General features: G+C 70.4%; 25 protein-coding genes and 1 pseudogene. 12 read left to right on the top strand and 14 right to left on the bottom strand.

Going from position 1 to position 25565, the window contains the following annotated elements; genetic code table 11:
* Positions 1-11: 11 nt before the first annotated feature.
* The 5 genes from VAB18032_RS29650 to VAB18032_RS29670 are packed head-to-tail and all read right to left on the bottom strand — an operon-like array spanning position 12 to position 2629.
* The gene (locus tag VAB18032_RS29650) at positions 12-251 is read right to left on the bottom strand and encodes a hypothetical protein (protein WP_013713122.1); all 240 of its coding nucleotides are present in this window, start codon (positions 249-251) and stop codon (positions 12-14) included.
* The gene (locus VAB18032_RS29655; RefSeq protein WP_043726518.1) at positions 251-769 is read right to left on the bottom strand and encodes a hypothetical protein; all 519 of its coding nucleotides are present in this window, start codon (positions 767-769) and stop codon (positions 251-253) included. The genes VAB18032_RS29650 and VAB18032_RS29655 overlap by 1 nt, the downstream gene beginning before the upstream one ends.
* Positions 766-1449, bottom strand: a complete 684-nt coding sequence (locus VAB18032_RS29660; RefSeq protein WP_043726562.1) for a GGDEF domain-containing protein — start codon at positions 1447-1449, stop codon at positions 766-768. Before VAB18032_RS29660 ends, VAB18032_RS29655 begins: the two co-directional genes overlap by 4 nt.
* Positions 1446-2012 (bottom strand): Lsr2 family DNA-binding protein, encoded by a 567-nt coding sequence (locus VAB18032_RS29665; protein ID WP_148272433.1) that lies wholly within the window; start codon positions 2010-2012, stop codon positions 1446-1448. The genes VAB18032_RS29660 and VAB18032_RS29665 overlap by 4 nt, the downstream gene beginning before the upstream one ends.
* On the bottom strand, positions 2009-2629 hold the full coding sequence (locus tag VAB18032_RS29670) for an RNA polymerase sigma factor (protein ID WP_244881208.1): 621 nt from the start codon (positions 2627-2629) through the stop codon (positions 2009-2011). Before VAB18032_RS29670 ends, VAB18032_RS29665 begins: the two co-directional genes overlap by 4 nt.
* Before the next feature lie 245 nt (positions 2630-2874).
* Between VAB18032_RS29670 and VAB18032_RS29675 the strand changes: the two genes are divergently transcribed.
* From VAB18032_RS29675 to VAB18032_RS29685, 3 genes are all read left to right on the top strand, one after another.
* On the top strand, positions 2875-3717 hold the full coding sequence (locus VAB18032_RS29675) for a sigma factor-like helix-turn-helix DNA-binding protein (RefSeq protein WP_043726521.1): 843 nt from the start codon (positions 2875-2877) through the stop codon (positions 3715-3717).
* A gap of 4 nt (positions 3718-3721) precedes the next feature.
* On the top strand, positions 3722-4537 hold the full coding sequence (locus VAB18032_RS29680; protein WP_013713128.1) for a protein phosphatase 2C domain-containing protein: 816 nt from the start codon (positions 3722-3724) through the stop codon (positions 4535-4537).
* 254 nt (positions 4538-4791) lie between these two features.
* Positions 4792-5508, top strand: coding sequence for an Abi family protein (locus VAB18032_RS29685; RefSeq protein ID WP_244881209.1), 717 nt, complete (start codon positions 4792-4794; stop codon positions 5506-5508).
* Positions 5509-5589: 81 nt separating this feature from the next.
* Here VAB18032_RS29685 and VAB18032_RS29690 read toward each other — a convergent pair whose 3' ends face one another.
* Both VAB18032_RS29690 and VAB18032_RS29695 read right to left on the bottom strand, forming a co-directional pair.
* On the bottom strand, positions 5590-6009 hold the full coding sequence (locus tag VAB18032_RS29690) for a hypothetical protein (RefSeq protein ID WP_013713130.1): 420 nt from the start codon (positions 6007-6009) through the stop codon (positions 5590-5592).
* Positions 6006-6257 carry a hypothetical protein gene (locus VAB18032_RS29695; protein WP_013713131.1) on the bottom strand — a complete coding sequence of 84 codons (252 nt, stop codon included), beginning with the start codon at positions 6255-6257 and terminating at the stop codon, positions 6006-6008. Before VAB18032_RS29695 ends, VAB18032_RS29690 begins: the two co-directional genes overlap by 4 nt.
* A 909-nt stretch (positions 6258-7166) precedes the next feature.
* Between VAB18032_RS29695 and VAB18032_RS30285 the strand changes: the two genes are divergently transcribed.
* The 4 genes and pseudogenes from VAB18032_RS30285 to VAB18032_RS33630 all read left to right on the top strand — a co-directional run.
* Positions 7167-8444, top strand: a complete 1278-nt coding sequence (locus tag VAB18032_RS30285) for a hypothetical protein (protein WP_013713133.1) — start codon at positions 7167-7169, stop codon at positions 8442-8444.
* Between the two features lie 579 nt (positions 8445-9023).
* Positions 9024-9911 (top strand): hypothetical protein, encoded by an 888-nt coding sequence (locus VAB18032_RS29705; RefSeq protein WP_013713134.1) that lies wholly within the window; start codon positions 9024-9026, stop codon positions 9909-9911.
* Positions 9912-10364: 453 nt separating this feature from the next.
* Positions 10365-10550 (top strand): hypothetical protein, encoded by a 186-nt coding sequence (locus tag VAB18032_RS31995; RefSeq protein ID WP_148272434.1) that lies wholly within the window; start codon positions 10365-10367, stop codon positions 10548-10550.
* Positions 10550-11059, top strand: a pseudogene (locus VAB18032_RS33630) (hypothetical protein); the annotation flags it as partial. The gene VAB18032_RS31995 and the pseudogene VAB18032_RS33630, both read left to right, overlap by 1 nt.
* On the opposite strand, the gene VAB18032_RS33105 reads toward VAB18032_RS33630, so the two are convergent.
* Positions 11023-11256, bottom strand: a complete 234-nt coding sequence (locus VAB18032_RS33105; protein ID WP_244881204.1) for a hypothetical protein — start codon at positions 11254-11256, stop codon at positions 11023-11025. The pseudogene VAB18032_RS33630 and the gene VAB18032_RS33105 sit on opposite strands and share 37 nt — an antisense overlap.
* Before the next feature lie 87 nt (positions 11257-11343).
* Entirely contained in the window at positions 11344-11694 is a 351-nt protein-coding gene (locus tag VAB18032_RS33110) for a hypothetical protein (protein WP_013713138.1), read from the bottom strand.
* A 68-nt stretch (positions 11695-11762) separates the two neighbouring features.
* On the opposite strand from VAB18032_RS33110, the gene VAB18032_RS33115 reads away from it, so the two are divergent.
* Both VAB18032_RS33115 and VAB18032_RS29725 read left to right on the top strand, forming a co-directional pair.
* A complete protein-coding gene (locus VAB18032_RS33115) occupies positions 11763-12200 on the top strand; it encodes a TnpV protein (protein ID WP_013713139.1) in 438 nt (145 codons plus the stop codon).
* Between the two features lie 53 nt (positions 12201-12253).
* The gene (locus VAB18032_RS29725; protein WP_244881205.1) at positions 12254-18136 is read left to right on the top strand and encodes a DEAD/DEAH box helicase family protein; all 5883 of its coding nucleotides are present in this window, start codon (positions 12254-12256) and stop codon (positions 18134-18136) included.
* A gap of 837 nt (positions 18137-18973) precedes the next feature.
* Here the strand turns inward: VAB18032_RS29725 and VAB18032_RS29730 are convergent.
* Genes VAB18032_RS29730 through VAB18032_RS29740 form a run of 3 tightly spaced genes read right to left on the bottom strand, consistent with a single transcriptional unit; the run spans position 18974 to position 21994 of the window.
* Positions 18974-20029 (bottom strand): hypothetical protein, encoded by a 1056-nt coding sequence (locus VAB18032_RS29730; RefSeq protein ID WP_013713141.1) that lies wholly within the window; start codon positions 20027-20029, stop codon positions 18974-18976.
* A gap of 16 nt (positions 20030-20045) precedes the next feature.
* Positions 20046-21554 (bottom strand): relaxase/mobilization nuclease domain-containing protein, encoded by a 1509-nt coding sequence (locus VAB18032_RS29735; RefSeq protein ID WP_013713142.1) that lies wholly within the window; start codon positions 21552-21554, stop codon positions 20046-20048.
* Positions 21551-21994 (bottom strand): MobC domain-containing protein, encoded by a 444-nt coding sequence (locus VAB18032_RS29740; RefSeq protein ID WP_043726579.1) that lies wholly within the window; start codon positions 21992-21994, stop codon positions 21551-21553. Before VAB18032_RS29740 ends, VAB18032_RS29735 begins: the two co-directional genes overlap by 4 nt.
* A gap of 412 nt (positions 21995-22406) precedes the next feature.
* Here VAB18032_RS29740 and VAB18032_RS29745 point away from each other — a divergent pair, with 412 nt between their 5' ends.
* The gene (locus tag VAB18032_RS29745) at positions 22407-22745 is read left to right on the top strand and encodes a hypothetical protein (protein ID WP_013713144.1); all 339 of its coding nucleotides are present in this window, start codon (positions 22407-22409) and stop codon (positions 22743-22745) included.
* 62 nt (positions 22746-22807) lie between these two features.
* Here the strand turns inward: VAB18032_RS29745 and VAB18032_RS29750 are convergent, their stop codons facing one another.
* Both VAB18032_RS29750 and VAB18032_RS29755 read right to left on the bottom strand, forming a co-directional pair.
* Positions 22808-23944: a M23 family metallopeptidase gene (locus VAB18032_RS29750; protein ID WP_013713145.1), complete on the bottom strand. Its 1137-nt coding sequence runs from the start codon at positions 23942-23944 to the stop codon at positions 22808-22810.
* Positions 23941-24432, bottom strand: coding sequence for a hypothetical protein (locus VAB18032_RS29755; RefSeq protein WP_193386342.1), 492 nt, complete (start codon positions 24430-24432; stop codon positions 23941-23943). Before VAB18032_RS29755 ends, VAB18032_RS29750 begins: the two co-directional genes overlap by 4 nt.
* Positions 24433-24662: 230 nt before the next feature.
* Here VAB18032_RS29755 and VAB18032_RS29760 point away from each other — a divergent pair, with 230 nt between their 5' ends.
* Together VAB18032_RS29760 and VAB18032_RS29765 are read left to right on the top strand one after the other, a co-directional pair.
* Complete coding sequence (locus VAB18032_RS29760) at positions 24663-25214, top strand: hypothetical protein (protein WP_013713147.1); 552 nt, start codon at positions 24663-24665, stop codon at positions 25212-25214.
* The gene (locus VAB18032_RS29765) at positions 25211-25516 is read left to right on the top strand and encodes a hypothetical protein (RefSeq protein ID WP_013713148.1); all 306 of its coding nucleotides are present in this window, start codon (positions 25211-25213) and stop codon (positions 25514-25516) included. The genes VAB18032_RS29760 and VAB18032_RS29765 overlap by 4 nt, the downstream gene beginning before the upstream one ends.
* Positions 25517-25565 lie beyond the last annotated feature (49 nt).

Here is a 25565-nt window from a genome sequence, read left to right on the forward strand (position 1 = left end):
GATGGCCTCCGTCAGCCAGCCGCGAGCCGCGCCGGAGTCGGCACCCGCTCGTCAGCGATCCGGGCCCGGCCGGTGCCGAGCAGCTCCCGGGCGATCTCGTCCTCGGCGCACGACTTGTGGCACGCGGCGCCCTGGCCGTCGCGCATCTTGGTGGGGGTGTCGCAGCACCGGCAGGGCAGCGCTCGGCCGGCGTCGTAGTGACCCGGGCCGGTCCAGTCCAGCTGCACGCGCACCACCAGTCGGCCTGCCATCACGACACCTCCCCCCGGACCTGCCGCGCGGCCCGAACCTGGGCCAGCAGGTGCCTGCCAAGCGGGTTCAGGTCGGCCTCAGCGATGTCCTCGGCGAGGGGGTGCCGGCGGTCGTCGAACCACCGCGCCAGCCGGCTACCGCCGGCCACCACGGCGACCAGGCCGACCGCGACGGCCGGGGAGTAGACCAGGGCCTGCGGCACCTGGTCGGCGTGCTCGGCCAACGCCCGGCCGGCGAACACCGCACCCACGGCCCCGGTACTCACCACCCCGGCAGCAGCGGCGGCCACCCGCGCCCGGTTCAGCACCGGGCCCGAGGGCGGCGAGATCGGCCGGCGCACGGCCTGCCGGTACTCCCGCTCCGCGTCGATCAGGTGCCGCAGCTCGGCGGCGAGCCGGCCGGGCAGGGCCGCCACCGTCGCGGCCCGACGCTCCAGCTCAACGTCCGGCACGTCCCGCAGGCCGGCCCGGTAGCGGTCCAGCACAGCGGCCGTGTCCAGCACGGTGGGGGTCGTCATGCCGTCACCCCCAGCGCGGTGGTGAGGTCGACCATCTCCCGCAGCCGCAGCAGCGGGCGCTGCTCCACCTCCGGCAGCTCGGTCAGCGGGCAGTGCTCCACCAGACCGTCACCGCCGCGCAGCTTCGCCTCGTAAGCGGCGGCGTCCGCTGCCGCCATCGCCCGCGCCGGGTCCTCACCCGCCGTGGCGTGGACCGCGCCCACACTCGCCGTCACCGTCACGGTCACCGCGTCGGCGACCTCGATCGGGGCACCGAGGGCCTGGATGACCTCCGCGCCCAGGTAGTGCGCCAGCGCCGCCGGCGACGGCGAGGCCAGCACGAACTCGTCGCCACCGATCCGGGCGACGACCGCCCCGTCGATGTCGTCCAGCACCGCCGCCAGCCGGCGGGCGATCTCGACCAGCAGCCGGTCCCCGGCCGCGTGGCCCCAGGTGTCGTTGACCGGCTTGAACTTGTCCAGGTCCACCAGGACCAGGTCGTAGGGCTCGCCGTCCAGCTCATCCAGCGCGGCAGCCAGGCCGGCCCGGTTCGCCAGGCCCGTCAACGGATCCGTGGTCGCCTCGCGGCGGGCCCGCCCCAGCTCGGTCTGCTGCGACCGCACCGCGTACGCCGCCCACACATGCCCGACCACCGACACCACAGCGGCAGCAGGCAGCAGCACCTTCGTCAACGCCTTCACCGGGCCACCTCCGACCCGGTCGCGGCGGCCCACGCCTGCACGACCTCGCGCGGGATCCGGCCGCGGTCCTTCACGTCGTAGCCGTTGGCTACGGCCCACTTGCGGATCGCTGCCCGCTGCTCGGCGCTCTGCCGATCGCGGGACGGCGATGCCGCGGAATCACGGCCGGTCGTGCGGAGCTTCTGCCGCACCTCGGCGAGCTGCCGCGCGAGAGCGGCCTCGGCCTCGGCGAGCTTGCGGCGCTGCTCCTCGGCGGCCTCCCGCTCCCGGCGCTGCGCCTCCTCCGCCTCCACCCGGCCGGTCAGTTCCTCGAGCAGCCCGCTGATCTTCTCGGCGAGTTGCCGGGTCCGCGCCGACTCGCTCGCAGCGGCCACGCTCAGCAGCTTCTCCACCGGCCGGCCGACGGTCTTGGTCGGCTGCGGCACGCTCGCGGCCGACGTGCCCGGGCCGGTGACGACCCGGATGCCCATAGGCACCCGCTGGGTGGGGGCTGTCTTGCCCTGGGCGGCCCGCACCAGGGCGGACCGGTCGGTGCCGTTGGCCGGTGTCATCGTCGCGGTCATGCCGGCATCACCACCGTCCCGCGCAGCAGCCCCCGCAGCGCCTTCAGCGCCTTGTGCTGCAGCCCCTTCACCGCGCTCGGGGTCTTGCCCAGCGCCTGGGCGGTCTCCTCGATCGACAGCTCCCGCAGGTACCGCAGCGTGATGCACTGCCGGTGCATCGGGCTGAGCTTCTCGATCCCCACGATCAGCGCCTCACGGGTCAGCCGCTCCACAGCAGCCGTCTCCGGGCTGGCCACGACATCGGTCGAGACCGGCTCGTAGACCTCGGCCACCGGACGCTCGCGCCGCTGGTGCGACTGCAGGTGGTTAATGGTCAGGTTGCGGGCGATCGTGGTCACCCAGGCGCTGAAGTCGCCGCCCGGCCGGCGGAACGCGGCCAGGTTGCGCAACGCCCGCAGGAACGTCTCCGAGGTCAGGTCCTCGGCCACCTGCCGGTCCAGAACCCGCCGGTAGATGAAGCGGAAGACCTGGTCGACGTACCGGTCGTAGACCTCGCCGAACGCCTCCGCGTCACCGGCCTGGGCCCGCGCCACCAGCACAGACACGTCGTCGGCCGTCGATTCGGGTCGGGTCTGCTCCGGACGAATCCGGGCAGCACGTACCCTCATTGCTGGCATCTGAGCCTCCTTGGGGTGGATGCCATTGGCCTCGGCGGGCCGCAATCCCGCCGGGGCCTTCCGTCTCTTTACCCCCCTCTAACCGTCTGGTTTAGGGGGGTGGACTTAGGACACCACAGCCCATACCTTTGGTCAAGCCCCCTGAATCGAACAATCTTGATAGGCCCCTGAATCGCCCGCCGATTGCCATTCGGGCTAACCGCCTAAGCTCTTGGTTAGCCCCCTCACCCGGAGTGGAGTAAGCCGTGCCAGACCCGCAGGAGGCGGCAACGCCTCAAGATCGCCTTGAACGAGCGCGCAAGATCAATGGCTTGATCGACGACCACCAGATGACGATCGCCGAGCTCTCCCGCGAGAGGCGCGAGATCTTCGAAGGGCTTCTACATGACGGCATGACGCAGCTGCAGATCGCAGAGGCGCTGGGCATGTCCCGGTCGCGGGTTTCCCAACTGCTGTCCGCTGGCCTACGACCCGAGCGAGCCCTGCTTGGGGCTGGAAGGCTGACGGTCGCCATCGGCGGTAAGCACGAGACAGGTCGAGCGGACGGCAAGCCACTCGCAGTGCTGTCCGCCGAGGCCCTAGCCGCCTACGACCGCATCGCCGAACTGGCCAGGTCCGTCGGGCTCAGCGCTGATCATGAGATCGTGCCCCCGCCGGGCATGGTCAACCTCAACCGGCCGAACTTGATCGTCCTTACAAGCCCTCGACTGCTGCCGTTCGTGGGCCAGGTCCTCGAAGCCGACGAGCACCTAGGGTTCGCCGTTGACGAGCGAGGCTGGTACCTGATCGACAAGAATGCTGGCAAGGAATACCGATCCCCCAGCGACAGTGGCGAGTCGATGGACTTTGCCTACATCGGCCGGCTTCCGCGGCCTGACGGCAAGGGAACCTTCTTGTACCTAGCTGGGATCCACGGTCCCGGAACCGCTGGGGCTGCCCACTATCTGGAGGGCCACCTGGCCGACATCTACCGCGAGGTGCGTGGACGGCGCTGGTCTGCCTTGGTCGGCTGTCGCTTCGACGCAACCAGCCGGCAAATCATCACCAGCGAGCTGCTGACTCCGATCTTTCGGCACGAAGGGGCATAGCCACATGCGGGTGCTGGTCGCCAGCGATCCAGGCAGCGTCGGCCGAGACAACGAAGACTGGGTCCACGCTGACGAACGCCTGGTGGCCGTGCTGGATGGCGCTACTGCCCGCACAGAGACAGGGTGCATTCATGGCGTGACCTGGTACGCCCACAGACTTGGCTCCACCGTCGTCGATCTGGCCCGTGACTGCTCAACACCGCTGCCGCAAGCGCTCGCTGAGGCGATCAGCCGAGTGGCCGCAGAGCACCAGGACACGTGCGACCTGGACCATCCAGGTACGCCGTCGGCCGGCATCGGCCTAGCTCGTTTCCGCCCCGGTGGCCTTGAGTACCTGGTCCTCGGAGATGTCTCGCTAGTGATTGATCAGGGCGGGAAACTGAACGTCGTGACGGACGACCGAGTGAGTCGTACGGCTGCTGCCGAACGCGCTGAGGCGGACCGGCACCCGATCGGATCACCGGGAAAGACGGCAGCCCTGCTCGCGATGAAGCACGCCGAGTTGGCCGCGCGCAACGTTCCCGGCGGATATTGGATAGCGGAGGCAGATCCCAAGGTCGTTGAACACGCCCTTACCGGCTCCTGCCAAGTCAGCGAGCAGACCAGGGTGGCGGTTCTCAGCGATGGGGCCGCACGGGCGGTCACTCTAGGGCTGCTCTCTTGGCCGAACGCCTTGGAGCTGCTGCGTGCCGATGGGCCGGCGGAGCTGATCGCGCTGGTCCGCGAGGCCGAGGCAGAGGATCCGCAGGCCACCAGGTGGCGGCGCAATAAGTGCTCCGACGACGCGACCGCCGTGTACGTCGACGGATTCAAGCCATGAGGCCGTGACCGAGTGGTGGTCGTTCCCCGGAGATCGCGTGACCGTAGTAGAATGACGGCGAACGCTCTGGGCGCCCTCGGGCCACCGGAGTTCTGGCTCTAACTTTGGATGGCGCTCACCGGTTCAGGTGGGCGCCATTCCAGTTTCTCCGCCTTCTCAGCACGTCCGGCATGGTGGCGGGTCGTCAGCGTCCTACGCTGTGCCCCGGCGCGCCAGGTGATCCGGGCGCTGGCCTCGGTCTGGGAGTTGGATGCGTGCCTGAAGCGACAGCACGGCTGCTGGAGCAGCGGTTTTCGCCTGAGCGGCTGGGCCCCTACCAGGCCGCTGTGGGCGGTGATCTGGACCAGGCTGTGGCGCTGTACGAGTGGAACGCCAAGATGAGCGGCGTCTTCTGGATCACGCTGGGGCATGTTGAGGTGCTGATCCGCAACGCGATGCACCGGCAGCTAACCGACTGGTCCACCCAGGCCCACGGGGAACCACGCTGGTACCTCGACCCTGGCCAGGTCCTCGCTCCCCGACGTCGGGAGGAGATAGCGGAAGCGCGCCGGCGGGCCACCCGCGACGGCCGGCAGGAAACACCCGGACGGGTCGTCGCCGAACTCACCTTCGGGTTCTGGCGTTACCTGCTCATCAGCTCCTACGACCGGTCCCTGTGGCCCCACCTGCGCAACGCCTGGCCGAGCAAGCAGCTACGTCGCGAGGTTCATAATCCGGTCGCTGACCTGCATGAGTTCCGCAACCGGATCGCCCATCATGAGCCGATCTACAATCGGCCGCTGAGGGAGTTGCACACGAAGGCGTTGGACCTCGCCTCGTGGACGTGCCCGGACACCGCGGCGTGGATCAGCTCCCGGTGCGATGTGCTTGCCGTTCTCGCGACACGGCCATGGACCGCACGCACCCCGAGCGCACCACCGCAGCGCCGCAACGCGCGCTACAACCCGGCCCGGCCCGCACCTCGGCGGTAGGAGCCGCCCGGGTTACCACCGGATCCGGGACGCGGCCTGCGGGCAGGCGTACCCGCGCATCACCATTGGGAAGCCGACGGCTTACGCCTGGTTGAGGTCGAGAATGCTCCAGCCGGCGGGCAGGACAGCGGCGGCCGGCGTGGGGGCGGTGGTGGCCAGGTGCGCCTGGTGGGCGATGGCGGTGCGGGCGGCGTGGCCGAGGGCGATGTCGCCGCCTGCCGCGCGGGCGAGGACGCCGACCTGGCGGGCGTCGTCGATGCCGGGCTCGACGCCGAGGGGCAGCACGGTGACGGCCGGGGTGGTGGTCAGGAGGGTGAGCAGGGCGGCGCTGACCTCGCTGCTGGTGGCGGCGTAGGCGGCGGCGAGGCAGGCGGCGGGCACGCCGATCGTGCGGCCTTCGTCGACGACCTCAGCGATCAGCTCACCGACGGCGACCTGCCCGTCGACGTACGCCACGAGTGCGGTGGCATCCAGGACGACGGCGACCTGGTCGCCGCTCACGCTGCCTCGTCGAGCATGCGCTGCCCCTCGGCCAAGGCCTCGTCAGGAATGGGGGTGGCAAGGCGATCACGCCAGCGGGCCTTGCCAGCGTCGGTGACCTCGATGCCCGCCCGGCGCAGCGCCTCGTCGAGCCGGGCGCCGGCCATCTGGGCGCGGACGGCCGCGGTGATGGCGGCGCTGACGTTGGGCTGGCCGTCGAGCCACTGCGCGACGTCGTCCGGGACGCTGATGGAACGCTTCGCGGTCATGACCCTAGCTTACCTCGCCGGTAGCACCAGCGGTGCTACCACGTTACCGGAGGTCAACGGCCTTCCGGCCGGACTCGAATCCGCAACCGGAACCCGGCCAGCGACGCCCTCATTCTGGAGAATCTGATCCAGCCAGCCCTCGGCCTGTTGAACACCCGATACCCGCCTGGCGCATAAGCCCCTCGCACGTCGGACGCGGGTCTTCGGTAGGTAGTAACCGCGGTATCCGGGTCCGGCTCCACGGCGGTTGCGAAGGAGGGCGAACAAGTGGTGGAGATCAGCTTCCGGCTGCGGCTTCCCCAGGCAGTGGTGATCAAGATCCTCGTGATCGTGCTGGTCGTGAGCCTCGGTCCCTGGGCAGCCTGACGCAAGTCCGCCGGCTGCTCGGCGAGCACCGCGGTGCTCGCCGAGCAGCACGAGACCACAGCCACTCGCCGCCCACCTGACCAGTGGCTTGAGGTGCCACCTCGGCTACGCGCACCGAGTCCTCTTATCTCACGATATGGGCGCTCCGAGGTGGGCATCAACGCCGGGGGCGCACCCTCCACGGGCGGGGATGGCGGTGTTTGGGCTGGTGACGGGCGGGACGCACAGGAGGTTTGGCACGTCGTTCTCGTCGCACGGTCAGCCGTGTCAGCAGACTGTTGATGGCGCCGGTCGCAGCTTGCTGACACCTCGCGTAGTAATGCATGTTGTCACCGCCCTCTCGCACAATGTAGAGATGGCGGGTGCCCCGCGCTGATCAGGCGGCCAACCGAGCTGCACGGAGCACCCTGACCGACCAGGCAGTCAGCACCGATCGGCACGGATAACTGTCCTCGACATCTCTCATGTCGGGATAGAGCTCCGGACAGACTCCCGACAGCATCGATCGCTGTCGGTTCAACCTCGTGCCTCAAGGACGATCGCATGAGCACCGGCCACCGCCGCGCCGTCACGCGCCGCAACACCCGCCCCTACGTGGTCGACGAGTCCACCATCCGTCAGCGATGCACCAACCCCGATGCCGCCGAGTACACCCTCTACGTGCGCAGCCTGATCGACGATTACCTTGGGGTAGGCGGCCAGGCGCAGGTCATCCGCATTGCGCGGATGCGCCGTCTGGACTTTCCCGGCTTGAGCCGACAGAAGTTGTCCGAGCAGCTCAGCCGTTACCGCCTCGGTCCGACGTGGGAGATGACGGAACTGATCATCGCGTGCCTCCCGGACACCTGCGACACCGACAGCATCCGGGCGTTGGCGGCGGGCTGGTACCAGTGCGCTCGCGGCAACCTGCCTGACGGTTACAAGGGGCCGGTCAGCCGGCCACCGGGCAAGCCTGGCATGCGTAACGTTCCCGAGAGCGAGCCGTCAGTCCAGGTCCTCCAACGCAAACTGGCCCGGCTACAGGAGCGGCTCAAGGACGAGACCGCACGCTACCTGAACAACCTCCGTGCCTCGGAGAACGGACGCAACCACGAGCTGCGGCGCGCCAACCAGCTCGAAGCCCAGTTCCACCAGACCAGGCAAGAGCTGTTCCAGGCCCGCGCCGTCGCCGCCGAGGTCGCGACAATCCGGGAGGAGTACGCCCGGCAGTGCGTCACGCTCGAACTGATCGCCGCACCAGGCTTGCGCTCCAAGCCGATCATCGACCTGCCGAAACCTTCTGCTGGACGGGATCGAATCCGGTTCGGGCTTCTGGTGGCCACCATCGACCCGCAGGCCCCCGCCGTCCGGCGGGCACTGGCCCGCTACCTCTGCGTCTACGCAGAGTTCGCCGGCGCTTCCCCCACCGAGCTGGCCAGTCGGGCGGACATCGCGGCCACGCTGATGATGGACATCCTCGCCGGTCGTCTCGTGCCCACCACCGATCACCGCACGCGTCTGAGCGCCGTGCTGGACTGCGACCCGGAGACCCTGCGGCATCTCACCACCGCAGCCAGCAGCGCCACCGCTCTCGACGAGTGCTTCTGGTCGATCGCCGGGACCGTCGACGCCCTGGTGACCCCAGACGCCTTGCACAGCGACAACGGAGTTGTCGGGTCGGATCCCGACAACCGTTTCAGTCACCCTCACACCGACCCGACAGCCGCTCCACCAGGCTCGGTGCCCGACCGGCTTCGGCAGCTGGCCACCGTTCACCGCGAAGGGTTGATCAGCGACGGCGAGTACGCCGAGCAACGCGCCCGCATCCTCGCCGAGCTGTAGAAGGTCGGGTGACCTGATCATCGGAGCCGCCAGCGCGATTCGCCACCCTGACCGATGCCACCATCCGGCGTTCGCACGCGGGCCGGCGGGTCCGCCCCACTTACCGCTCCTCGCCGTCCTGCGGTCTACTGCGGGCGAGCCGCAATGACCGGCGGGCGGGCGAGGTAGAGCGAGGCATGCGAAAGGGCCCCGTGGACGCCCACGGGGCCCTTCGACGGAAGCGAGACGCCTACCATGCGCCGCGGTCGCGGATACCCGAACGATTGGTCATCGCTTGGTAGAAGGGTCCGCAGTTACTCCCGTTGACCTCCGCCGGATCCTCCTGACATCCGTGCCCACCTACCGTGTGGAAACGGTTGCAGTTGTCCTCGGTTTCGATCTGGACAGACCGTAGCATCGACGCTGTCGCTTACGCAAACCATTCCAGGCCAATCTCAGGCCATGAACCCCGCCGGTTTCCTTTCAGCCATACGTTTACGACGGGCTTAGCTCTACTTGCGTAACGGCGGCATGACCCCTACCTTTAGACCTACAAGGAGGGTATTCCTCAAACTGGTAGAGCGGTGTGGGCGGTGAAAGTTGAACTCGGACGAGCTGAAGTTCCAGCGAGACCCTCGCCAGCTGGAGACGGCGCGCGAAGCGGCTCGCCACGCTGGCGCCGCTGGCGCCGCCGTACGGTGGCGCTTCATCGCCCGGACAGATCTGACCGAGCAGCCCCCGCCGATGGCGCGGATCCTGCGCGGTGGCGGCGGCCGCGGTGGAGCCACCCGGCTGAAGTTGTTCCTGTCGTTGCTCTGGTTGGCCCGCGGCCGCCCCGATCCGGTGTTCGGCTACCCCGCGCAGCAGCTAGCGTCGCTGCTCGGGTTGTCCAGCCCGTCCGCCGCCGGCGCCCGCCGCATCCACCAGGCGCTTAAGTGGCTACATGACGAGAACTTCCTCGCGTTGGAGCACCGGCCGGGTGAGGCTGCCCGGATCCACATGCTCGACGACGCGGGCTCAGGGGCGGCGTACCAGGCACCAGGCCCGCTCGTGTCCAGGAAACGCAAGCACTCGACCGACCGGGAGAAGCACTTCTACGTACAGCTCAAACGCGAACTCTGGACCGAAGGATGGATAAGCCACCTCTCCGGCGCGGCGATCGCCATGTACCTCGCTGCATTGCATGAGGAACGCGGCAAGACTGGCGAAGCTGTGTGGATCTCTCCCCGCATTGGGCGGGAACGCTACGACCTGAGCGACGAAACCCGCGGCAAGGGCTTCGCAGAGCTGGTCAACATGGGCCTGCTCAACCTGGCGAAACGCCCCGTTCCTCAGACCTCGTTCGACGAGCGATATCGCGCCCGCAACGTGTACCGGGTCGTCCCCAACGGTCTCGCCAGAGTCCACGGCAAAAGCCGCGACGTACTGACCTCCGGAGACTCGCTGGACCCCTTCGCAGCGACAGAAGACGTCAGCTCCTACTTCTAGCCCTGCATGATGTACACCGCCGCCGTCATGCTCGGCCCTTCGTTTACGGGTGGGTTCTCCTCGTGTCGGCCGATCTCCGATCGACCAGGTCGGAGTTGGGGTGGCCAGGCTCGGCGTAGCCGACCGCGAAGCGGCTTGGCCTGGCCGCCCCGGCTCCGACCTGGTAGCCCTCTGGGCGGCCGGCGCGGGGAGAACCCACCCCCGGTGACCACTCAACTACCTGGCACCGGTGGTCCCTGGCCGGATCTCCGAGTGAGGCCCCGCCGGAGGCGTCGATATTGGAGAGCCCGACCGACGTACGCCCCGGCAGCAGTCTGTGCACCCGGACCGATTCGCTGCCTCTGTCGATGGTTCCGCGGCATCCGGCATCGGAGCCGCCGCTGGCAATACAGGCGTCGATCCCGTTCGCCATCCTGACTAGGGTGGGTGATCAAGCGATCACATGGGGGAGCGATGGCTGACGACGCCGCTGTATCGATGGCCGCGCCGGACGCGGAGAGCCTGCCCGACGACGTCGCCGCCGGGCTGCAATCGCAGATCGATGATCTGACCGCTGTGCTGGAGCACCATCAACGCCTGTTCGAGTCGTTGCGGACGCGCGGGCTGCTGCCCACCGAACCCGACGACGGCCGGCCTTGATGCCGGCACCGCACCAGCCGGCGCGGGAGATCGTTGAGCGCGTCGCGGCCTCGGTCGACCGGACCGCCGCGTTGCGGGACCGCGCCGGGTCGCTGGCCGCTCAGGTCACCGGCCCGCCTCGCCTGTCGCCGGTGCCGGACGCGCGGCGACAACGCCTGCTGGCCGCTCAGCGCGTGGCCGCCGAGTTCTACCGCGCCCAACTCGACCGACCCGACGGCGCGTCGCCGGCCCGGTGGTTGGCCGCTCAAGGTGTGCCGGTCGACGGCCAGTGGACGGTCGGGTACGCGCCGGACCGGCCGGCGGCGCTGGTCAACGAGCTTCGGCGGCAGGGCTTCACCGATGTGGAGATCCGCGCGTCCGGGCTCGCCGCGACTGGCCGCAGCGGGCAACTGGTCGACCGGTTCCGCAACCGGGTGATGGTCGGTATCCGTGACCACCGCGATCCGGACCGGCCGGTGGTCGGCTTCACCGGCTACGCCCCACCCGGCGTGCCGGACGTGGTGCCGGTGCTGCACAGCCCGGCGACGGCGGTCTTCCGACCGGCCGAGGTGCTGTTCGGGCTCGCCGAGCAGCCCGACCAGACGGGCCGGCCCGTGGTCGCCCGGACCGCGTTGGAGGCCATCACCCTGGCCGAACGCGGGGGTGCGCCGCTGGCGGTGGCCGCGTGCGGGCCGGCGTTGACCGGGCCCCAGGTCGCGGCGCTCACCGCACGGGCGGATACGGCGGCCGGTGTCGCCGTGGTCGTCGACGAGGACGGCAGCGCCGACGGGCGACGCTCCGCGGCTCGGGCGTTTCATGTGCTCGATCCGGCGGTGGCCCGCCACCCGGACCGGCCGGGGCCGGTGCTGGCCATCGCGCCCGGCGGCGAGGACACGTGGCCGCTGGTGGAGGTCGTGGTCACGGGCCGGGTGGACTGGGCCGCGCGTACCTTCACCACGGCGGCGGGCCGGGAGGTCGCCGCCCAGTCGGTCCAGGCGATGCTGAGCGGGCAGCCGGACGAGATCGCTGAGCCGTTGGCCGCGTACGCCGCCGGCCGGCTCGGTGTGCCGGTCGATCCGACGCCAGCAGCGCCCCGACCGGCCGTGACCCCGCAGACGGCGGGCCCGGCACCGGTGCCGGCGGTTCTCGACGGCGCCGCGACCACGACCGGTCCGCCAGCTGGCCCTGACACCGAGCAGCCGACCACAGGGCCAGCAGAGACGGAGACAGAGGATGAACCGGTACGGAGCGCAAGCTCAGCGGCACTGGCAGACGTTCCTGCCGAACCGGTACGCGGCGCTGATAGCCGAGGGGACGGACCTGAACAGCTACTTCTCGACTTTGGGGGAGCAGGCGGCCCAACTGATCGAGGAGCTGGCGAGGGAACTGGCCGGCCCGGACCCGGCCGGCGAGGGATACCTGGACAAGCTGGGTCGGCTCAACGAGGCCCGGATGGCGGCCGAGGAGCAGGTGCTGCCGGAGCTGATCCTGATCGACCCGGAGACGAACGAGACCACCCCGACGGCGACACAGGGCGCGGCGGTGGAGACGCAGACGGCGCCGGACGATTGGATTCCGATGGTGGAGGACCCGACCGATCCGCGCTGGCAGGAGATCGCGGAGCAGGAAGCCGCGATGAACGACGACAGCGAACCGCCAGCCCGCAGCTAGCAGCCGACCCACCGGCCACCGAACCGGCCGAGCCGGCTCCACCAACCGATTCGGTGGAGCCGGTCGCACCGCCGGAGACGGCAGCGCCAACGCCGGCCTCCGATCCGGACCGGCCGCCATCGTTCCTGCCTCATGGGCAGGAGGATCTGGCGCCCCGGGGCGAGGTGGCCCGGCTCAACGCGAACCTGGCCGCGCTGCGTACCCTGCGCACCCTTCAAGCCGAGGACCGACCGGCGACCGCTGAGGAACAGGCGGTGCTGGCCCGCTGGTCGGGGTGGGGTGCGGTGCCCGGAGTGTTCGAGGGCCGCGCCGACCACCGCGACCACGCCCGGTTCGCGGCGGCCCGGGAGCAGCTCCGGCAGTTGCTCGACGAGCGGGAGTACGCGGCGGCCGAGCGCAACACCCTGAACGCGCACTACACCGACGCCGCGTACGTCAGGGCCATCTGGGACGCGGTCACCGGCCTCGGGTTCGAGGGCGGTGACGTGCTGGAACCCGGCTGCGGGTCGGGCACCTTCATCGGCCTGGCGCCCAACGGTGCCCGGCTGACGGGAGTCGAGGTGGAGCCGGTCACCGCCGGGATCGCCGCTGCGCTCTACCCGCACGCCACCATCCGCACGGAGTCGTTCGCGGACACCCGCGCGCCGGCCGGTGCCTTCGACCTGACGATCGGCAACGTACCGTTCGGCAAGTTCGTGCTGGCCGACCGGCGGCACAACCCGGGCAAGCACTCGATCCACAACCATTTCCTAATCAAGGGCCTGCATCTGACCCGGCCCGGTGGGCTGGTCGTGGCGTTGACCTCCCGCTACACGATGGACACCGCGAACCCGGCCGCCCGGCGGGAGATGGCCGCGCTGGCGGACCTGGTGGCTGCCGTACGGCTGCCGACCAGCGCGCACGAGGCCGCCGCCGGCACCAAGGTCGTCACCGACCTGCTCATCCTGCGCCGCCGTGAACCCGGCCGGGAGCCGGCAGGGGTGGCCTGGGAGCAGATCCAGGAGATCGACGTACCTGGCGGCGAGACCATCCACGTCAACGAGTTCTTCGCCCGCCGGCCGGACCGGATTCTCGGCGACCTGTCCGTCGGCCGGGGCGCCCACAACGCGGCCGACTTGGTCGTCACTGGCACCGGCGACACCGCCACCGATCTGGCCCGGGTCCTGGCCGACGTGGTCGATGAGGCTCGCCTCGCCGGGTTGACCCTGACCCCCCGCGTCGAGACCGGCCCGGCCGCGCCGATCGCGGTTCTTGCCGCCGTCGGCCGCGAAGAGGGCCACATCGAAGCGCTCGACGACGGCACGTTCACCACCGTCGTGGCCGGGCAGGTTGTCGAGCACAAGGTGCCTGCCACCCAAGCCGACGAGCTGCGGGCGCTGCTGCTGATGCGGGACACCGTGACGGCGCTGCTGCAAGCCGAGTCGTCCTCGCTCGACGACGGCGACGAGCACCCCGACGGTCCGCCGGCTGGCTCGGCGGCGTTCCTGCGGATCCGCCTCAACACCCTTTACGACGCCTACGTCGAGCAGTACGGCTTCCTCAACCGGTACGACACCTACACCCGACGCCAGCGCAACAAGGTCACCGGCGAGTTGGAAACCATCCTCGATGAGGAGACCGGCCAGCCGAAGCAGTACCGCAACTACCCCGATATGGGGAAGTTCCGCGCGACCGACCCGTACGCCGCCACGGTGTTCGCGTTGGAGAACTTCAACGACGACACCCGCACCGCCACCAAGGCGGACATCTTCAGCAAGCGGGTCATCCTGCCCCGGGCTCCCCGGCTGGGTGCCGACAGCCCTGAGGACGCGCTGGCGATCTGCCTCGACGAGCGCGGCGCCGTGGTCCTGCCGGAGATCGCCCGGCTGCTCGGCGTCGACGAGATCCAGGCTCGGGAAGCCCTCGGTGAGCTGGTGTACGACGATCCCGGCACTCGCCGGCTGGTCGAAGCCGCCGCGTACCTGTCCGACAACGTCCGCGCCAAGCTCGACCAGGCGCTGATCGCCGCCGAGGACGACCCGAGGTTCGAGGTCAACGTCCGTGCCCTGCAACGGGTGCTGCCCCGTGACGTCGGCCCCGGCGAGATCATGGTGTCTTTCGGCGCACCGTTCATCGACTACACCGAAGTCCAGGCCTTCCTTCAGGAGATCCTGCAGGATCCGCAGCTGAGGGTGTCGCATCCCGGCGGATCGGACTGGCAGGTCAAAGGCAGCCGGACCGGCGTCCTCGCCCGGTCGACCTGGGGCACCGCCGGCATGTCCGCCCCGGAGCTGGCGCAACGGCTGCTGACCAAGACCCCGATCCGGGTCTTCTACGAGGTCGAGAAGGGCAAGCGGGCACTCGACGTGGACGCGACCGCCGCCGCGCAGGCCAAGGCCGTCGAGCTGGAGGAGCGGTTCGAGTCCTGGGTCTGGGAGGAGCCGGAGCGAGCCGCCCGCATCGCGGCCACCTACAACCGGATGTTCAACGCCCACGTACCCCGCTCGTACGTCGGCGTGCAGCGCAGCCTGCCCGGCATCTCCGTGGAGTTCAAGCCTCGCCCGCACCAGATCGAGGCGGTCACCCGGATCATCAACGAGCCCGGAGTGGGCCTGTTCCACTGCGTCGGCGCCGGCAAGACCGCCGTGATGGCGATCGGCGCGATGGAGCTGAAACGGCTCGGGCTGGTCAACAAGCCCGCGATCGTCGTACCGACGCACCTGCTCGAACAGTTCTCCCGGGAGTTCCTCCAGATCTACCCGCAGGCCCGGGTCCTGGCCGCCGGGCAGGATGACACCAGCGCCGCCCGCCGGCAGCGGTTCGTGGCCCGCTGCGCCACCGGCAACTGGGACACCGTCATCATGGCCGCGTCGTTCTTCGAGACGCTACGGCTCTCCGACGACGAGCAGCGACGCTTCCTCGACGGCGAGCTGAAGGAACTCCGGAACAAGATCGAACGAGCCCACACGCAGGCCGTCGCCAACGGCGAAGACCCCGGCCGCAACGCGGCCGTCAAACGCCTGCAAGGCGCGCTGGTCCGCAAAGAGTCGAAGATCAAGGAGAAATTCGACAAGCCGACCGACCCCGGCGTGACGTTCGACCAGACCGGCATCGACTTCGTCTTCCGCGACGAGTGGCACGACCTGAAGAACGACACGATCACCTCCAGCATCGTCGACGCCAGCAACGACGGTTCGGACCGCGCGGTCGACTTCCGGGCCAAGCTCGACTACCTACGCCGCCGCTACGGGCCGCGGGTGGTGTGCGGAGCCACCGCCACCCCGATCGCCAACAGCGTGCGGGAACTGTACGTCGTCACCCGCCACCTACGGCCGGACCTGCTCGAAGCCACCGGCACCATGGACTTCGACACCTGGGCGTCGGTGTTCGGCAAGGTCGTCACGTCGGTGGAGATCTCGCCCACCGGCAGCGGCTTCCAGACCAAGTCACGGCTTGCGAAGTACACCAACGCGGCCGAGCTGTCGCTGATGCTGCGTAACTTCGGCGACATCCGCACCCCCGAGGACCTGCAACTGCCCACCCCGCAGCTGACCGTCAACGCCGATGGCCACCGGGCCCCGCACGTCATCACGATCGACCCGGCGCCCGAGCTGGTCGACTTCATCGCCACCCTCGACGACCGCGTCGAGTGGTGCCGCCAGCACCCCCGCGAGCGGGAAATCGACAACATCCTGAAGATTTCCGGGGAGGCGCGGGCGGCGTCTCTGGACCTGCGGCTGCTCGGCCTGGCCCAGAACACCCCAGGCAAGATCGACGTGGCGGCCCGCAACATCGCCGAGATCTGGCAGGCCCACCGCGAAACCCGCTACCTGGCCAACCCGGACGCCGACAACCCGGTCGAGCACGAGACGCCGGGCGCCCTGCAGATCGTCTTCTGCGACCTGGGCACCCCGAAGCCGAAGGATCCCGACCGGTGGACGGCGTACGAGGCGCTGCGGGAACGGCTGGTCGACCTGGGGATGCCCCGCGAGTCCGTGCGGTTCATCCACGAGGCAGACAGCGACAAGGAAAAGGCCAATCTCTTCGCCGCCTGCCGCAACGGCGACGTCTCGGTGCTCATCGGGTCGACGGGCCGGATGGGCACCGGCACCAACATCCAGAACCGGGCCGTCGCCCTGCATCACCTCGACTGCCCGTGGCGGCCAGCGGACATCACCCAACGAGATGGCCGGATCCTGCGTCAGGGCAACCAGAACGACGAGGTCAGCATCTACCGATACGTCGTCACCGGCTCCTTCGACGCCTTCAGTTGGCAGACCGTGGCCCGCAAGGGCGGCTTCATCGACCAAATGATGCGCGGCACGGAGGCCAGGGAGATCGAGGACGTCTCCGACGAGACCCTGCAGGCCCACCAGATCAAGGCGATCGCCACCGGCAACCCCCTGCTCATCGAGAAGGAAGAGCTGGGGATGGAGCTGGCCCGGCTGGAACGGGCCAACCGCTCCCACCACAACACCCATGCTGCCCTGGAAAAGCAGATCAGGGAGCTGCACCAGTGGATCACCGTCGACGAACGGCGCATCGAGGCCCTGGACCAGACGATCGCCCGGCGTCAAGACATCCGCAGCGACAAGTTCCGGATGACCGTCACCGGCCACCAGTTCGACAAGCGCCCCGACGCCGGCCGCGCGCTGCAACACGCCCTCACCGCCGCTGCCGCCGGCCTCGGCTCCACCGAGCAACGCGACCAGGTACCGCTGGCCGAGCTGGGCGGCTTCGCCGTCACCGTCACCGTCTGGAACGGCCGGGACGGGATCCTGGTATCCCTCATGGTCAACGACGACTCCGGCATGACCACCCAGATGTCGCTGACCGACGCCACCACTGGCGACGCCACCGGCCTGGTCCGCCGCCTCGAACACCACCTGGCCTCTCTGGAAACCCGGCGTGGCCAGCTCGTCGCCAACATCGCCCGCCAAAATGAGGAGATCGACCGCGCCCGTACGCAGCTCGGCCAGCCCTTCGCCCGCCACGACGAACTCGTTGACACCCGGCGCCGGATGCGCGCCGTGTCCGCCGCCGTCGACGCGATCGCCGACCTCGACTCCGTCCCGGTCAACGCCGCCGGCACCCCCGCCGTACCGGTCACGCTCGACGACGGTTGGATGCCCGACCAGATACGCAACAGCCTCACCGACGACGAACGCACCTGGCTGTCCAGTCGACTTCACCGCGTCGCCAACGCCGGCACGCTGCAAGCCGCCGCTCGCGCCCACGACGACATCGCCGCGTTCGCCGCCACCTTCGACAAGGCGCTCACCGCGATGCTCGGCGACCCCGACCAGCCCAACCTGTCCGTCGCGATCTTCCTCAAGTGCGACGACCCCGACTGGCGAGCCAACCTCTTCAACGCCGCCCGTCGGGCCGTCCACGACACCATCCGGGCCACGCCGGTGCCCGCGCCCGTCACGGGCACGACCGCTGCTGGACCCCACCGGCCCGGTCCGGACTCGGCCGCGACGCTGCGCGTCGTGCTCACCGAAGACGAGATCCGAACCCTGGTGCCGAAACTCGCGGCAGCCCTCACCCGCGACGAGCGGATCTGGCTCAACCAGGCCACCGCCCGCCTGTGCGCGCACCCCGACCTCCGTGCCATCGCGCAGGCTGACGACCCGGACCGCTTCGCGCAGGTCTTCGGCCCGGCCATCACGGCGCAACTCGCCGACGCCCCGGACCGGCTCGCCGAGCTGGCCGCCGGTGGCGACGGCCTGGTCGACGAGCTGCGCACCCTCATCCAGCACTACGTCTACACCAAGACCCGGACCGACCCCGAGCCGTCGACCGGAACCGCTCCGGCCAGCGATGCCGCGAAAGCCGCTGCGGTCGTGGCCACTGCGTTCCCCTCCGCCACCACCGCCACGCCCCCACCGACGACCGCCAGCGCGGCGGCTGCTCGTGGCACCGCGCCAGCTACCGAGCCTGAGCCCACCCGGTAGACGGGGATGGTGAGGTGTCTGTCGGATCCTGTCCACTTAACGGGAGCCGAAGCGGTGGAGGGGGCCCGGCAGCCGGAGCATGATGTGTCTCAGAAGGCAGCAAGTCCCGAGCTACTGTTACAAGCGGTGACACAGCACGTCAGGAGCGCCGGGACCCTAGCGCATAACACTTCGTTCTGGAAGTTGGGTAGCGGGGTTCCCTACTTCTAAAACGAGGTTTATGACAGACTGCGGATGCTCTCTACGCGACGCAGAAGTAGAGAACAACGAAGAACGCCCCGCCCTCTGGCCGTCCAACCTTCGAGCGGAGCGCCTTCGACCGGTCATGTGGCCCCGTCGTCAGGCGGGGCTACATCCCTTTCCAGGCCCGGTAGAGGTTCAGCACCTGGGCCGCGATCTGCATCGCAGGACCGACCCACTTGCTGATCTTCTTCCAGCTCCACCGGGGGGTGGGGCCGGGCCTGAGGCGGAGACACCGGCACACGTGCCGGCACCGCCGCCGGGAAGATCGGCTCGGCATGATGGACCTCTCTCCCCCGGGGTTACTCGGTTCGCACCCGGGGCCCCTGAGGACGACCCGAGTTGCTCCCGAGTCGGGGAGGAACATCAGCCGAAGCAACATCCTACTGGTCCGCTACTCCGTTACACCCCGCACTCTGGGCATCCCTGACGCCACGACCCTCCTCTCACGAGGTTTCCCCAGCTCAGGCCGCCCACTTGAATCCTGGGTGCTGTTTCCCGGTAGCGAAAAAAGTCCCATCTGCGCGTTCTACGGGGGTCACCGGCAGTAGGTTCACGCGATCAGGTTCACGCGATCAGCTTGACCTGGAGGGCCAGCTAGCGACTCGCGGTTTGGGGAGACGCCGCCGGTGCGGCTGATCGCGCCGGCCTCTGCTGCGCCCCGATCTGCGGGTGGGCGGCGACCGCGGTGTCCGCGACGGCGGACTTGGTCGACGTAGGAAACCCACGAGCGGCGAGCTGGGCAGCGCGTACGTCATGCGCAACAGCTCCGGTGGCGTCCGGCGCAGCGTCGGTGTGCGTCTCGGTGACTCCCGGGACGGTGCCAGCGGATTCCCTCCACTCACCTTGGATGGTCACTGGGGGGTGTTCCTGGTTTTGCTGTCCGTCGGTGGCGGCACGTTTCCCGGCCGCAGCTTGGTCGACGTCGGCGGCGTAGTCGACGACGACCCGGAACGCGTACGCGGCTGGCGTGTGGGCGCGGTCGACAAATCCGGGTACCCGCCGTAGAAGGTCGCGGACGTCGTGCCCCGCGCGCTCCAGTTGGTCAAGCTTGTACGCCAGGGCCAGCCACGCCGCCGACTGGATGACCCGTTCGGCGCGGTCCGGGGACCAGACCTGCCGGATATGGTCCGCCATCTCCTCCTGGCGCTGCCGCGCGGTACGGCGCGGCTCGCCGGTGGTCGCCGCACTATGCGCCGTGGCGGGCGCCGAGTCGGTGCTCTCCACGGCGGCGTGGTCGAGCTGGTCGGCCAGCCAGTCCTCGTTTGCCGGCTGCATGCCCGTCTCTGGGTCGACGTGGACGCCCCGGGCGGCCAGCCGCTCAACCATGACCCGCTGGGCATCACGGGCTCGGGGATCGACGGCGGACCAGGTGGCGCTGGCCCGCCAGGCGCGGGCGATATCGTCGGCGGAGGCCCGGCGCCACCATGATGCCCGGGTGGCCTGCCGCCACACCGCCGCGTCGGCCTGCTGCGCCGCGCGGGCCTGCGCACGAGCACGCCGGGCACGGTCCTCGCTGGCCCTGGCGGCCCGCTGAAGCTCGGCGATGCGGGCGTCGATGAGGAGCTGCGCGATCTGGCCGGCGGCCTGGATCGCGGCCGTGACCGCCGCAGTGGCCCGCTGCTGGAACTCGGCCATCTCGTTGTCAGCCACTACGTCTCCCGTCTCGTCATCGCTGCAACTCCCCGTCGCTCTCCCGACGCACGGAAGTCCGGGCCGGGGCCGGTGAGGGCAGTGTCGGTCGGTCCGCCGCGCCGGTCTGGGTCTGCGTGGGGACCTGGTTGACGTGCCGGCCGTCCTGCTGGAGCAGCGGCATCAGGTGAGCTGCGGCGGCGGCTGCCGCGCCGGCTGCGTGGGCCTGCCGCTCGGCGGCGCGCAGCTCGGCCAGGGCCACGACCAGTCGGGCGGCCTGCACGACCACGGCGAGCAGCACGGCCGCCTCGCCGCCGTCGCGGGCCCGACCGGCGATCAGCAGCGCGTGCGCGACCCGGCCCAGCTCGACGGCCACCGTCGACGCTGCCGAGGTACGCGTCGACCGCCGTGGTGCTGCCGCGCGGGCGAGGCTGTCGGCGGCCCGGGTGATCGGCCCCTGCCCAGACGGCTCGGTGGCGGCGGCCACCCCGGCGAGCAGCTCGACACTGGCGCGAGCGACCGCCGGCCACTGCGGGGAGCCTGGCGGCAGGCCCCTCAGCCGGCCGCTGATCGCCTCCAAGGCGGCAGCCGAGGACCGCCACACCGCAATCCGGTCCTCACCGCGCAGCCGTGGCGATTCCACGGAATGCGCGTCCGCCCACTGGCCGGCGGTGGCCCGCCCCTCGTCGCTCCAGCGGGCACGGATCCGGGGCAGGCTCAGATCCCCGTCCAAGCTGCGGCCGGCAAACCAGCGCGGTTTATTACCGCCGGCTGGCCGCAGGGCGACGGCGTACCCGGCCACCTGGTCGACGTCCTTCGCCGCCGTGCGGGCCGCCACGAGCAGTCCGGCACCCTTCATCCGCGCGACCCACTCGGCCTCGCTGCCGGCGCCGGCCAGCGCCGCCCGGACCTGCCGACGCAGCAGCTCCCGGTCCGGCGCCAGCCCGCTGCGCCGGGCCCGGTCGACCTCCGGCCGGGTCAGCTCGGGGCGGCGTGTCACACCGGCCCGGCCAGGTGTCCACTTGCCCAGCCCGAACTCGTCCTCCAGGAGGTCGGCGACCTGCTGGCTACGTCGCTTGTCCTGCCGCAGCCACACCGGCGCCCCGTCCTCGGTGGCCAGGGTGATGACCAGGTGCACATGGTCGTTGCCCTTCGCCGACAGCCCGTGCCGCATCGCGATCCACCGGCACCCGGGCCGGTCCGCGTCGCCGGTGAAGCCCATTTCCTGCACGAATCGGCCCGCGATCCGCCCCCAGGTGTCGTCGTCGAGCTGGCCTTCCTGGGCCGGCAGGCTCAGCGAGCACTGCCAGACGTACTGCTTCACCCCCCGCTCGCCCGCCGCGATCTGCGGCGCGTCCAAGCGGGCCGCCAGGTCGTCCAGTCCCCACCGGCCGCCGTCTCTCTCGTACCGCTCCGGCGCGAGCAGGGCGACGTCGTCGTACCCGGCAACGAGGTGGGGGTTGACGTGTTCCTCCGCCTTTCCAGGTCCCCACAGGTACTCCAGCAGTCCGCGCACCCGGCTGCCGTAGGTGACCTTCGGGATCATCGGCGGCCCGTCTGCGCGGCGGCGATCGCGGTCACCAGCTCGTCGACGCGGGCCGCGATCCGCGCCACGTACGCGGCCGACGCCGCCAGATCCCCGGCCGGCTCACCGGTGGCGTGAAGCCGGGCGACCGCCTGGTTCAGGTTGGTCGCCGCGCCCCGTACCTGCCGGTGCACTCCCATCAGTTCGACCAGCAACGCGGATGTCTCACCGGGCCCGTCCGGGGCGTTCGCGGCCGGCACCAGGGGCGCGGCGCCGGCCTCGGCCAGGTAGGCGGCGACGGCCATCCGGGCGGCGGCGGCGTTCGCCGTCACCGCCGCGAGTTCCTCGGTCGACAGGCGCACCGTCACCCGGTGCACGCGCGGATCAGCATCGTTGTGCCGGCGTCGCCTACGCTGCTGAGCACCGAACCGGACCACACCTACCTGAGCCGGCTCAGCCACGGCGAACACCTCCCTGGCGGGCGTCAACCGCCCGACCTGTACCGGCCGCGCGGCGGCCCGTCTGCCCAAAAGGCAGACTTTTACTCCAACTTGCTCCGACGAAGGAGGCGGGTCGCGTGCGCGCGACGTGGCTGGGCGGTCGCGCCGAACGCACCTGACGGTGCGTACCACGAGCCCACCCCGTGGGGGCCAGAGAGCGTAGCCGGTCGCCGCCCAGCATCAAGGGCGCTACGCGTCGCTGCGCGATGGTCCTACGGCCCACCCTTGACCCTGGTCGACGCCCTCGGCTGGCATTGATGGTGCCCCCACCGGCCCGGGGGAAGGGTGGAAAAGCGGGGCCGTGCCGATCGATCTTGGCCGCTAAGGTGGGCGTCCACAGACACCAGACCGGATCATCCTGGGGGAGGAACCCATGGCCGAACAGACCGCCAAGGCCGTCCGCGCCGAGACGGAACGGGCCGCATTGGGCCTGCTGCGCGAGCGCGCCAACCTGGTCGGTGAGGCGGCCACAGCCCGGCACGACCGCGACCAACTGGTTGAGGCCCTGCGTGCCGCCAACGCCCGCTACACCGAACGCTACGACGCAGCGGTACAAGGCGGATGGACTCCGGAAGACCTGGCCAAGCTCGGCCTGGACGCACCGGAGACCACCACCAGCAAGCGCCGCCGCTCGCGTCGACCGACCTCCCCCTCCGGCCCACAGCAGCATGACGACCAAGTCGTGCACGCCGACACCGGCGGGCAGGCGTAGCCGCGACCGACACGGCACGACGGCGGCCTGCCCCGCCGGGGTGGCCGCCGTGCTGTTGACCCTCATGGCCGTGCCCCCAACGGCGCACCCCGTGCCCGCATGAACGGCACCGGGTCGACCGCGTTGCTGGGGGTGACGTTGTACGGGCCTGCCGGGACGTTGACGTGCACCTCGAAGTGCAGATGCGGCCCGGAGCTGCCTCCGCTGTTGCCGACGAACCCGATCACCGCTCCGGCCGCCACCGAGTCGCCGATGGCCACCTCAGGGCGCTGGATCATGTGGCAGTAGCGAGTGACGATGTTTCCCGGGTGGCGGATGTCAACGAACCAGCCGCAGCCTCGGGCGCGGGTGTGCCCGTCCCGGTCGCACGTGGTGTACCAGTCGCACGTAACCCGCTCGACCACCCCGCCCGACGCGGCCCGAATCGGGTCACCCCGCACGTCGGTCTTCGACATGTCCACCCCGGCGTGCAGCCGGCCATTGCGGGGGCCGAACGGGCTGCCGACGAAGGCGTGCAGCGGCTGCACCCACCCGCCCGGCCCGACCGGCACCGGCCCGAACTCGCCGACGCCGCAGGGGGCCGTCGGCGCGCCGCCACCGATGTCGCGGATGTCCGGCACGCCAAGCACCGCGGCGGCGAGCAGCTCGGCGTCGTCCTCCCACTTCTGGTACTCCTCCGGGTAGGCGGAGCGCTGCACCGCCTGCGCGGCGTCCGTCAGCCGCATCCGCTCCCACCCGTCGACCCGCGCCAGGGCCTCGTAGAACCTGTCGGCGGCGTAGCTGGGCGTCATCCGCTCCCGCACCGTGCCCCACCCGGGCCGCTGCTGGAACAATCCGACCGAGTCGTGGTCGCGACCCACACCCTCGTGCGGCAGAGCCAGGGACTCGGGCACGTTGGCGTTAGCCAGGTTCCGCAGCGTGGACTCCTGCATCGCCGTCGCCAGCGCGATCACGTAGCCACGAGCAGGCACCTGCCGTTGCCGGCCGGCGGTGACGATCACGACCGCGTTGGCCACCTGGGCGCCGCTCCACCTGCCCACGTCAGGCGCCGCAGCATCCGGCAGCAACGGCACCTCGCACGCTGCGGCCTCTGCCTGCTCCTGGCCGAACATCAGCACCGGAAGCACCACCGTGCCGCCGCACAGCAGCACCACCACGGCCACCACCGCCACCGCCAACGCGATCGGCTTGCGGGTCATCCGATCGTCCGCCGGAAGTCGGCGCCGGTGACCAGCCAGCGCCCGGCCAAGGCCACCACCGTGACGGTCAAGGTACCGCTGTCCGTGGCGAACTCGTACTCCGCGGCGCCGCCCTTTGGTGGCTTCGAGGCCACCGGTTCGCCGTCCATCCGGGTCGCCGGCACCCGGCCCGGATCGACCGTCCGCAACTGCTCGGCGAACCCGTCGTCGCAGACCTCCGCGACCTGCCGCCACCACTCATCGGCCGGCAGGTCAGAGCGCACCCACGCCCGCGCGAACCGCGCCGCTATCCGGGACGCCTGCGCCGCTGGCGGCGGTGACGCGGTCAGCTCATCGTCCCCATGGTCGTCCCGGCCCGGAGACTCACCAGGCGGCGGCGACTCCACCACGTCGCCGGTGGTCGGGTACACCGGGCCACTGCGGTCCGGGGCCGGCACCGTCGGCGCGGCAGATCCAGCGCAGCCACCGACTCCCAGCAGGGCAGCCATGAGCGCCACTAGGCCAGCGCCACGCAGCCGAGCGGTACCGGTGACAGCGCGCGCTGCCCTTGCCATTCAACGCCCCCGTGGTGCCGATCATGTCCGATGTTGACCGAGCAATCACCATAGGACCAGCTACCTACGCGGTGCTACTGTCACGTACTCGTCGGTGACCTTGACACGCGGGGGAGGCATCAGGTGACGAGTGGCAACCGCGCGGCCGTGCGCGGGTCCAGGCGGTGAAGTCCCCCACAGTCGCGGCCCGCCGCACCCGCCCGACCGCCGTGCCGCAGCTCCCCCTCGCCGTGATTCCCGAGAATCACCACCGCGACGGGTGGCCTCCGGTGTGGTGGGTCGGCTGCCACGGCGGCGCCGGCACAAGCACCCTCGCCCGACTGGTCGGCATCGGCACCGACTTCGGCACCGCGTGGCCGGCACTCACCTCAGCGATGCCCGGCGCCCACGTCGTCCTCGTCTGCCGGGCATCGGCATCGGGCACCTGGTCCGCCACCGGCGCGGTCGAGCAGTGGCGCCGCCGCGCCGGAGTAGCCCGAATGACCTGGCTACTCGGCGTCGTCGCCGTCGCCGCGTCACCACGGCGGCCACCCCGCATCGCCACCGAACGCCTGCGGCTACTCGGCGGCTGGGCACCGCAGATCTGGCGCGTCGGCTGGATCGACGACCTGCTCGCCGTCGATGAGCCCACCGACATCGGCACCCCTCCCGACATCGAAGCGCTGCGCACCGCGATCTGGCACACGCTGCACGCGAAGCAGAAAGGACGACCATGACCCTGATCGGCGGCTTGGCGCACGCCGAAAGCATCCTGGCGCAGACCGTCCCCAACCCCGGCGGTGGCGTCGCACCTCCCGGTGTCGCCGGCAGCGGCGTTCTGCTCATCCTCCAGTGGATCGCGTGGCTGGCCGTGGCGGCCTGCGTCGCCGGGATGCTCTACACCGCCGCGAAGATGGCCATCTCCCACCGCCGAGGAGACGACACCAACGTCTCCCAACTCGGCTGGGTCTTCGCCGCCTGCGTCCTGATCGGCAGCGCCTCCGCGATCGTCGGCGCACTCATCGGCGGCGGGAACTAATGCCTAGCGGATCCAACACGCCGGACTTCGCCGAACGCCCGCCGTGGAC

The organism is Micromonospora maris AB-18-032 (genome assembly GCF_000204155.1).
Lineage (GTDB): Bacteria > Actinomycetota > Actinomycetes > Mycobacteriales > Micromonosporaceae > Micromonospora > Micromonospora gifhornensis.

Bases quoted from the DNA above. Each gene is read 5' to 3' on its own strand.
- VAB18032_RS29665 (WP_148272433.1), bottom strand. From the start codon at position 2,012: ATGACCGCGACGATGACACCGGCCAACGGCACCGACCGGTCCGCCCTG.
- VAB18032_RS29655 (WP_043726518.1), bottom strand. From the start codon at position 769: ATGACGACCCCCACCGTGCTGGACACGGCCGCTGTGCTGGACCGCTAC.
- VAB18032_RS29650 (WP_013713122.1), bottom strand. From the start codon at position 251: ATGGCAGGCCGACTGGTGGTGCGCGTGCAGCTGGACTGGACCGGCCCG.
- VAB18032_RS29765 (WP_013713148.1), top strand. From the start codon at position 25,211: ATGACCCTGATCGGCGGCTTGGCGCACGCCGAAAGCATCCTGGCGCAG.
- VAB18032_RS29755 (WP_193386342.1), bottom strand. From the start codon at position 24,432: ATGGCTGCCCTGCTGGGAGTCGGTGGCTGCGCTGGATCTGCCGCGCCG.
- VAB18032_RS29670 (WP_244881208.1), bottom strand. From the start codon at position 2,629: ATGCCAGCAATGAGGGTACGTGCTGCCCGGATTCGTCCGGAGCAGACC.
- VAB18032_RS29680 (WP_013713128.1), top strand. From the start codon at position 3,722: ATGCGGGTGCTGGTCGCCAGCGATCCAGGCAGCGTCGGCCGAGACAAC.
- VAB18032_RS31995 (WP_148272434.1), top strand. From the start codon at position 10,365: ATGGCTGACGACGCCGCTGTATCGATGGCCGCGCCGGACGCGGAGAGC.
- VAB18032_RS30285 (WP_013713133.1), top strand. From the start codon at position 7,167: ATGAGCACCGGCCACCGCCGCGCCGTCACGCGCCGCAACACCCGCCCC.
- VAB18032_RS29750 (WP_013713145.1), bottom strand. From the start codon at position 23,944: ATGACCCGCAAGCCGATCGCGTTGGCGGTGGCGGTGGTGGCCGTGGTG.
- VAB18032_RS29735 (WP_013713142.1), bottom strand. From the start codon at position 21,554: ATGATCCCGAAGGTCACCTACGGCAGCCGGGTGCGCGGACTGCTGGAG.
- VAB18032_RS29695 (WP_013713131.1), bottom strand. From the start codon at position 6,257: ATGACCGCGAAGCGTTCCATCAGCGTCCCGGACGACGTCGCGCAGTGG.
- VAB18032_RS33115 (WP_013713139.1), top strand. From the start codon at position 11,763: ATGAACCGGTACGGAGCGCAAGCTCAGCGGCACTGGCAGACGTTCCTG.
- VAB18032_RS29745 (WP_013713144.1), top strand. From the start codon at position 22,407: ATGGCCGAACAGACCGCCAAGGCCGTCCGCGCCGAGACGGAACGGGCC.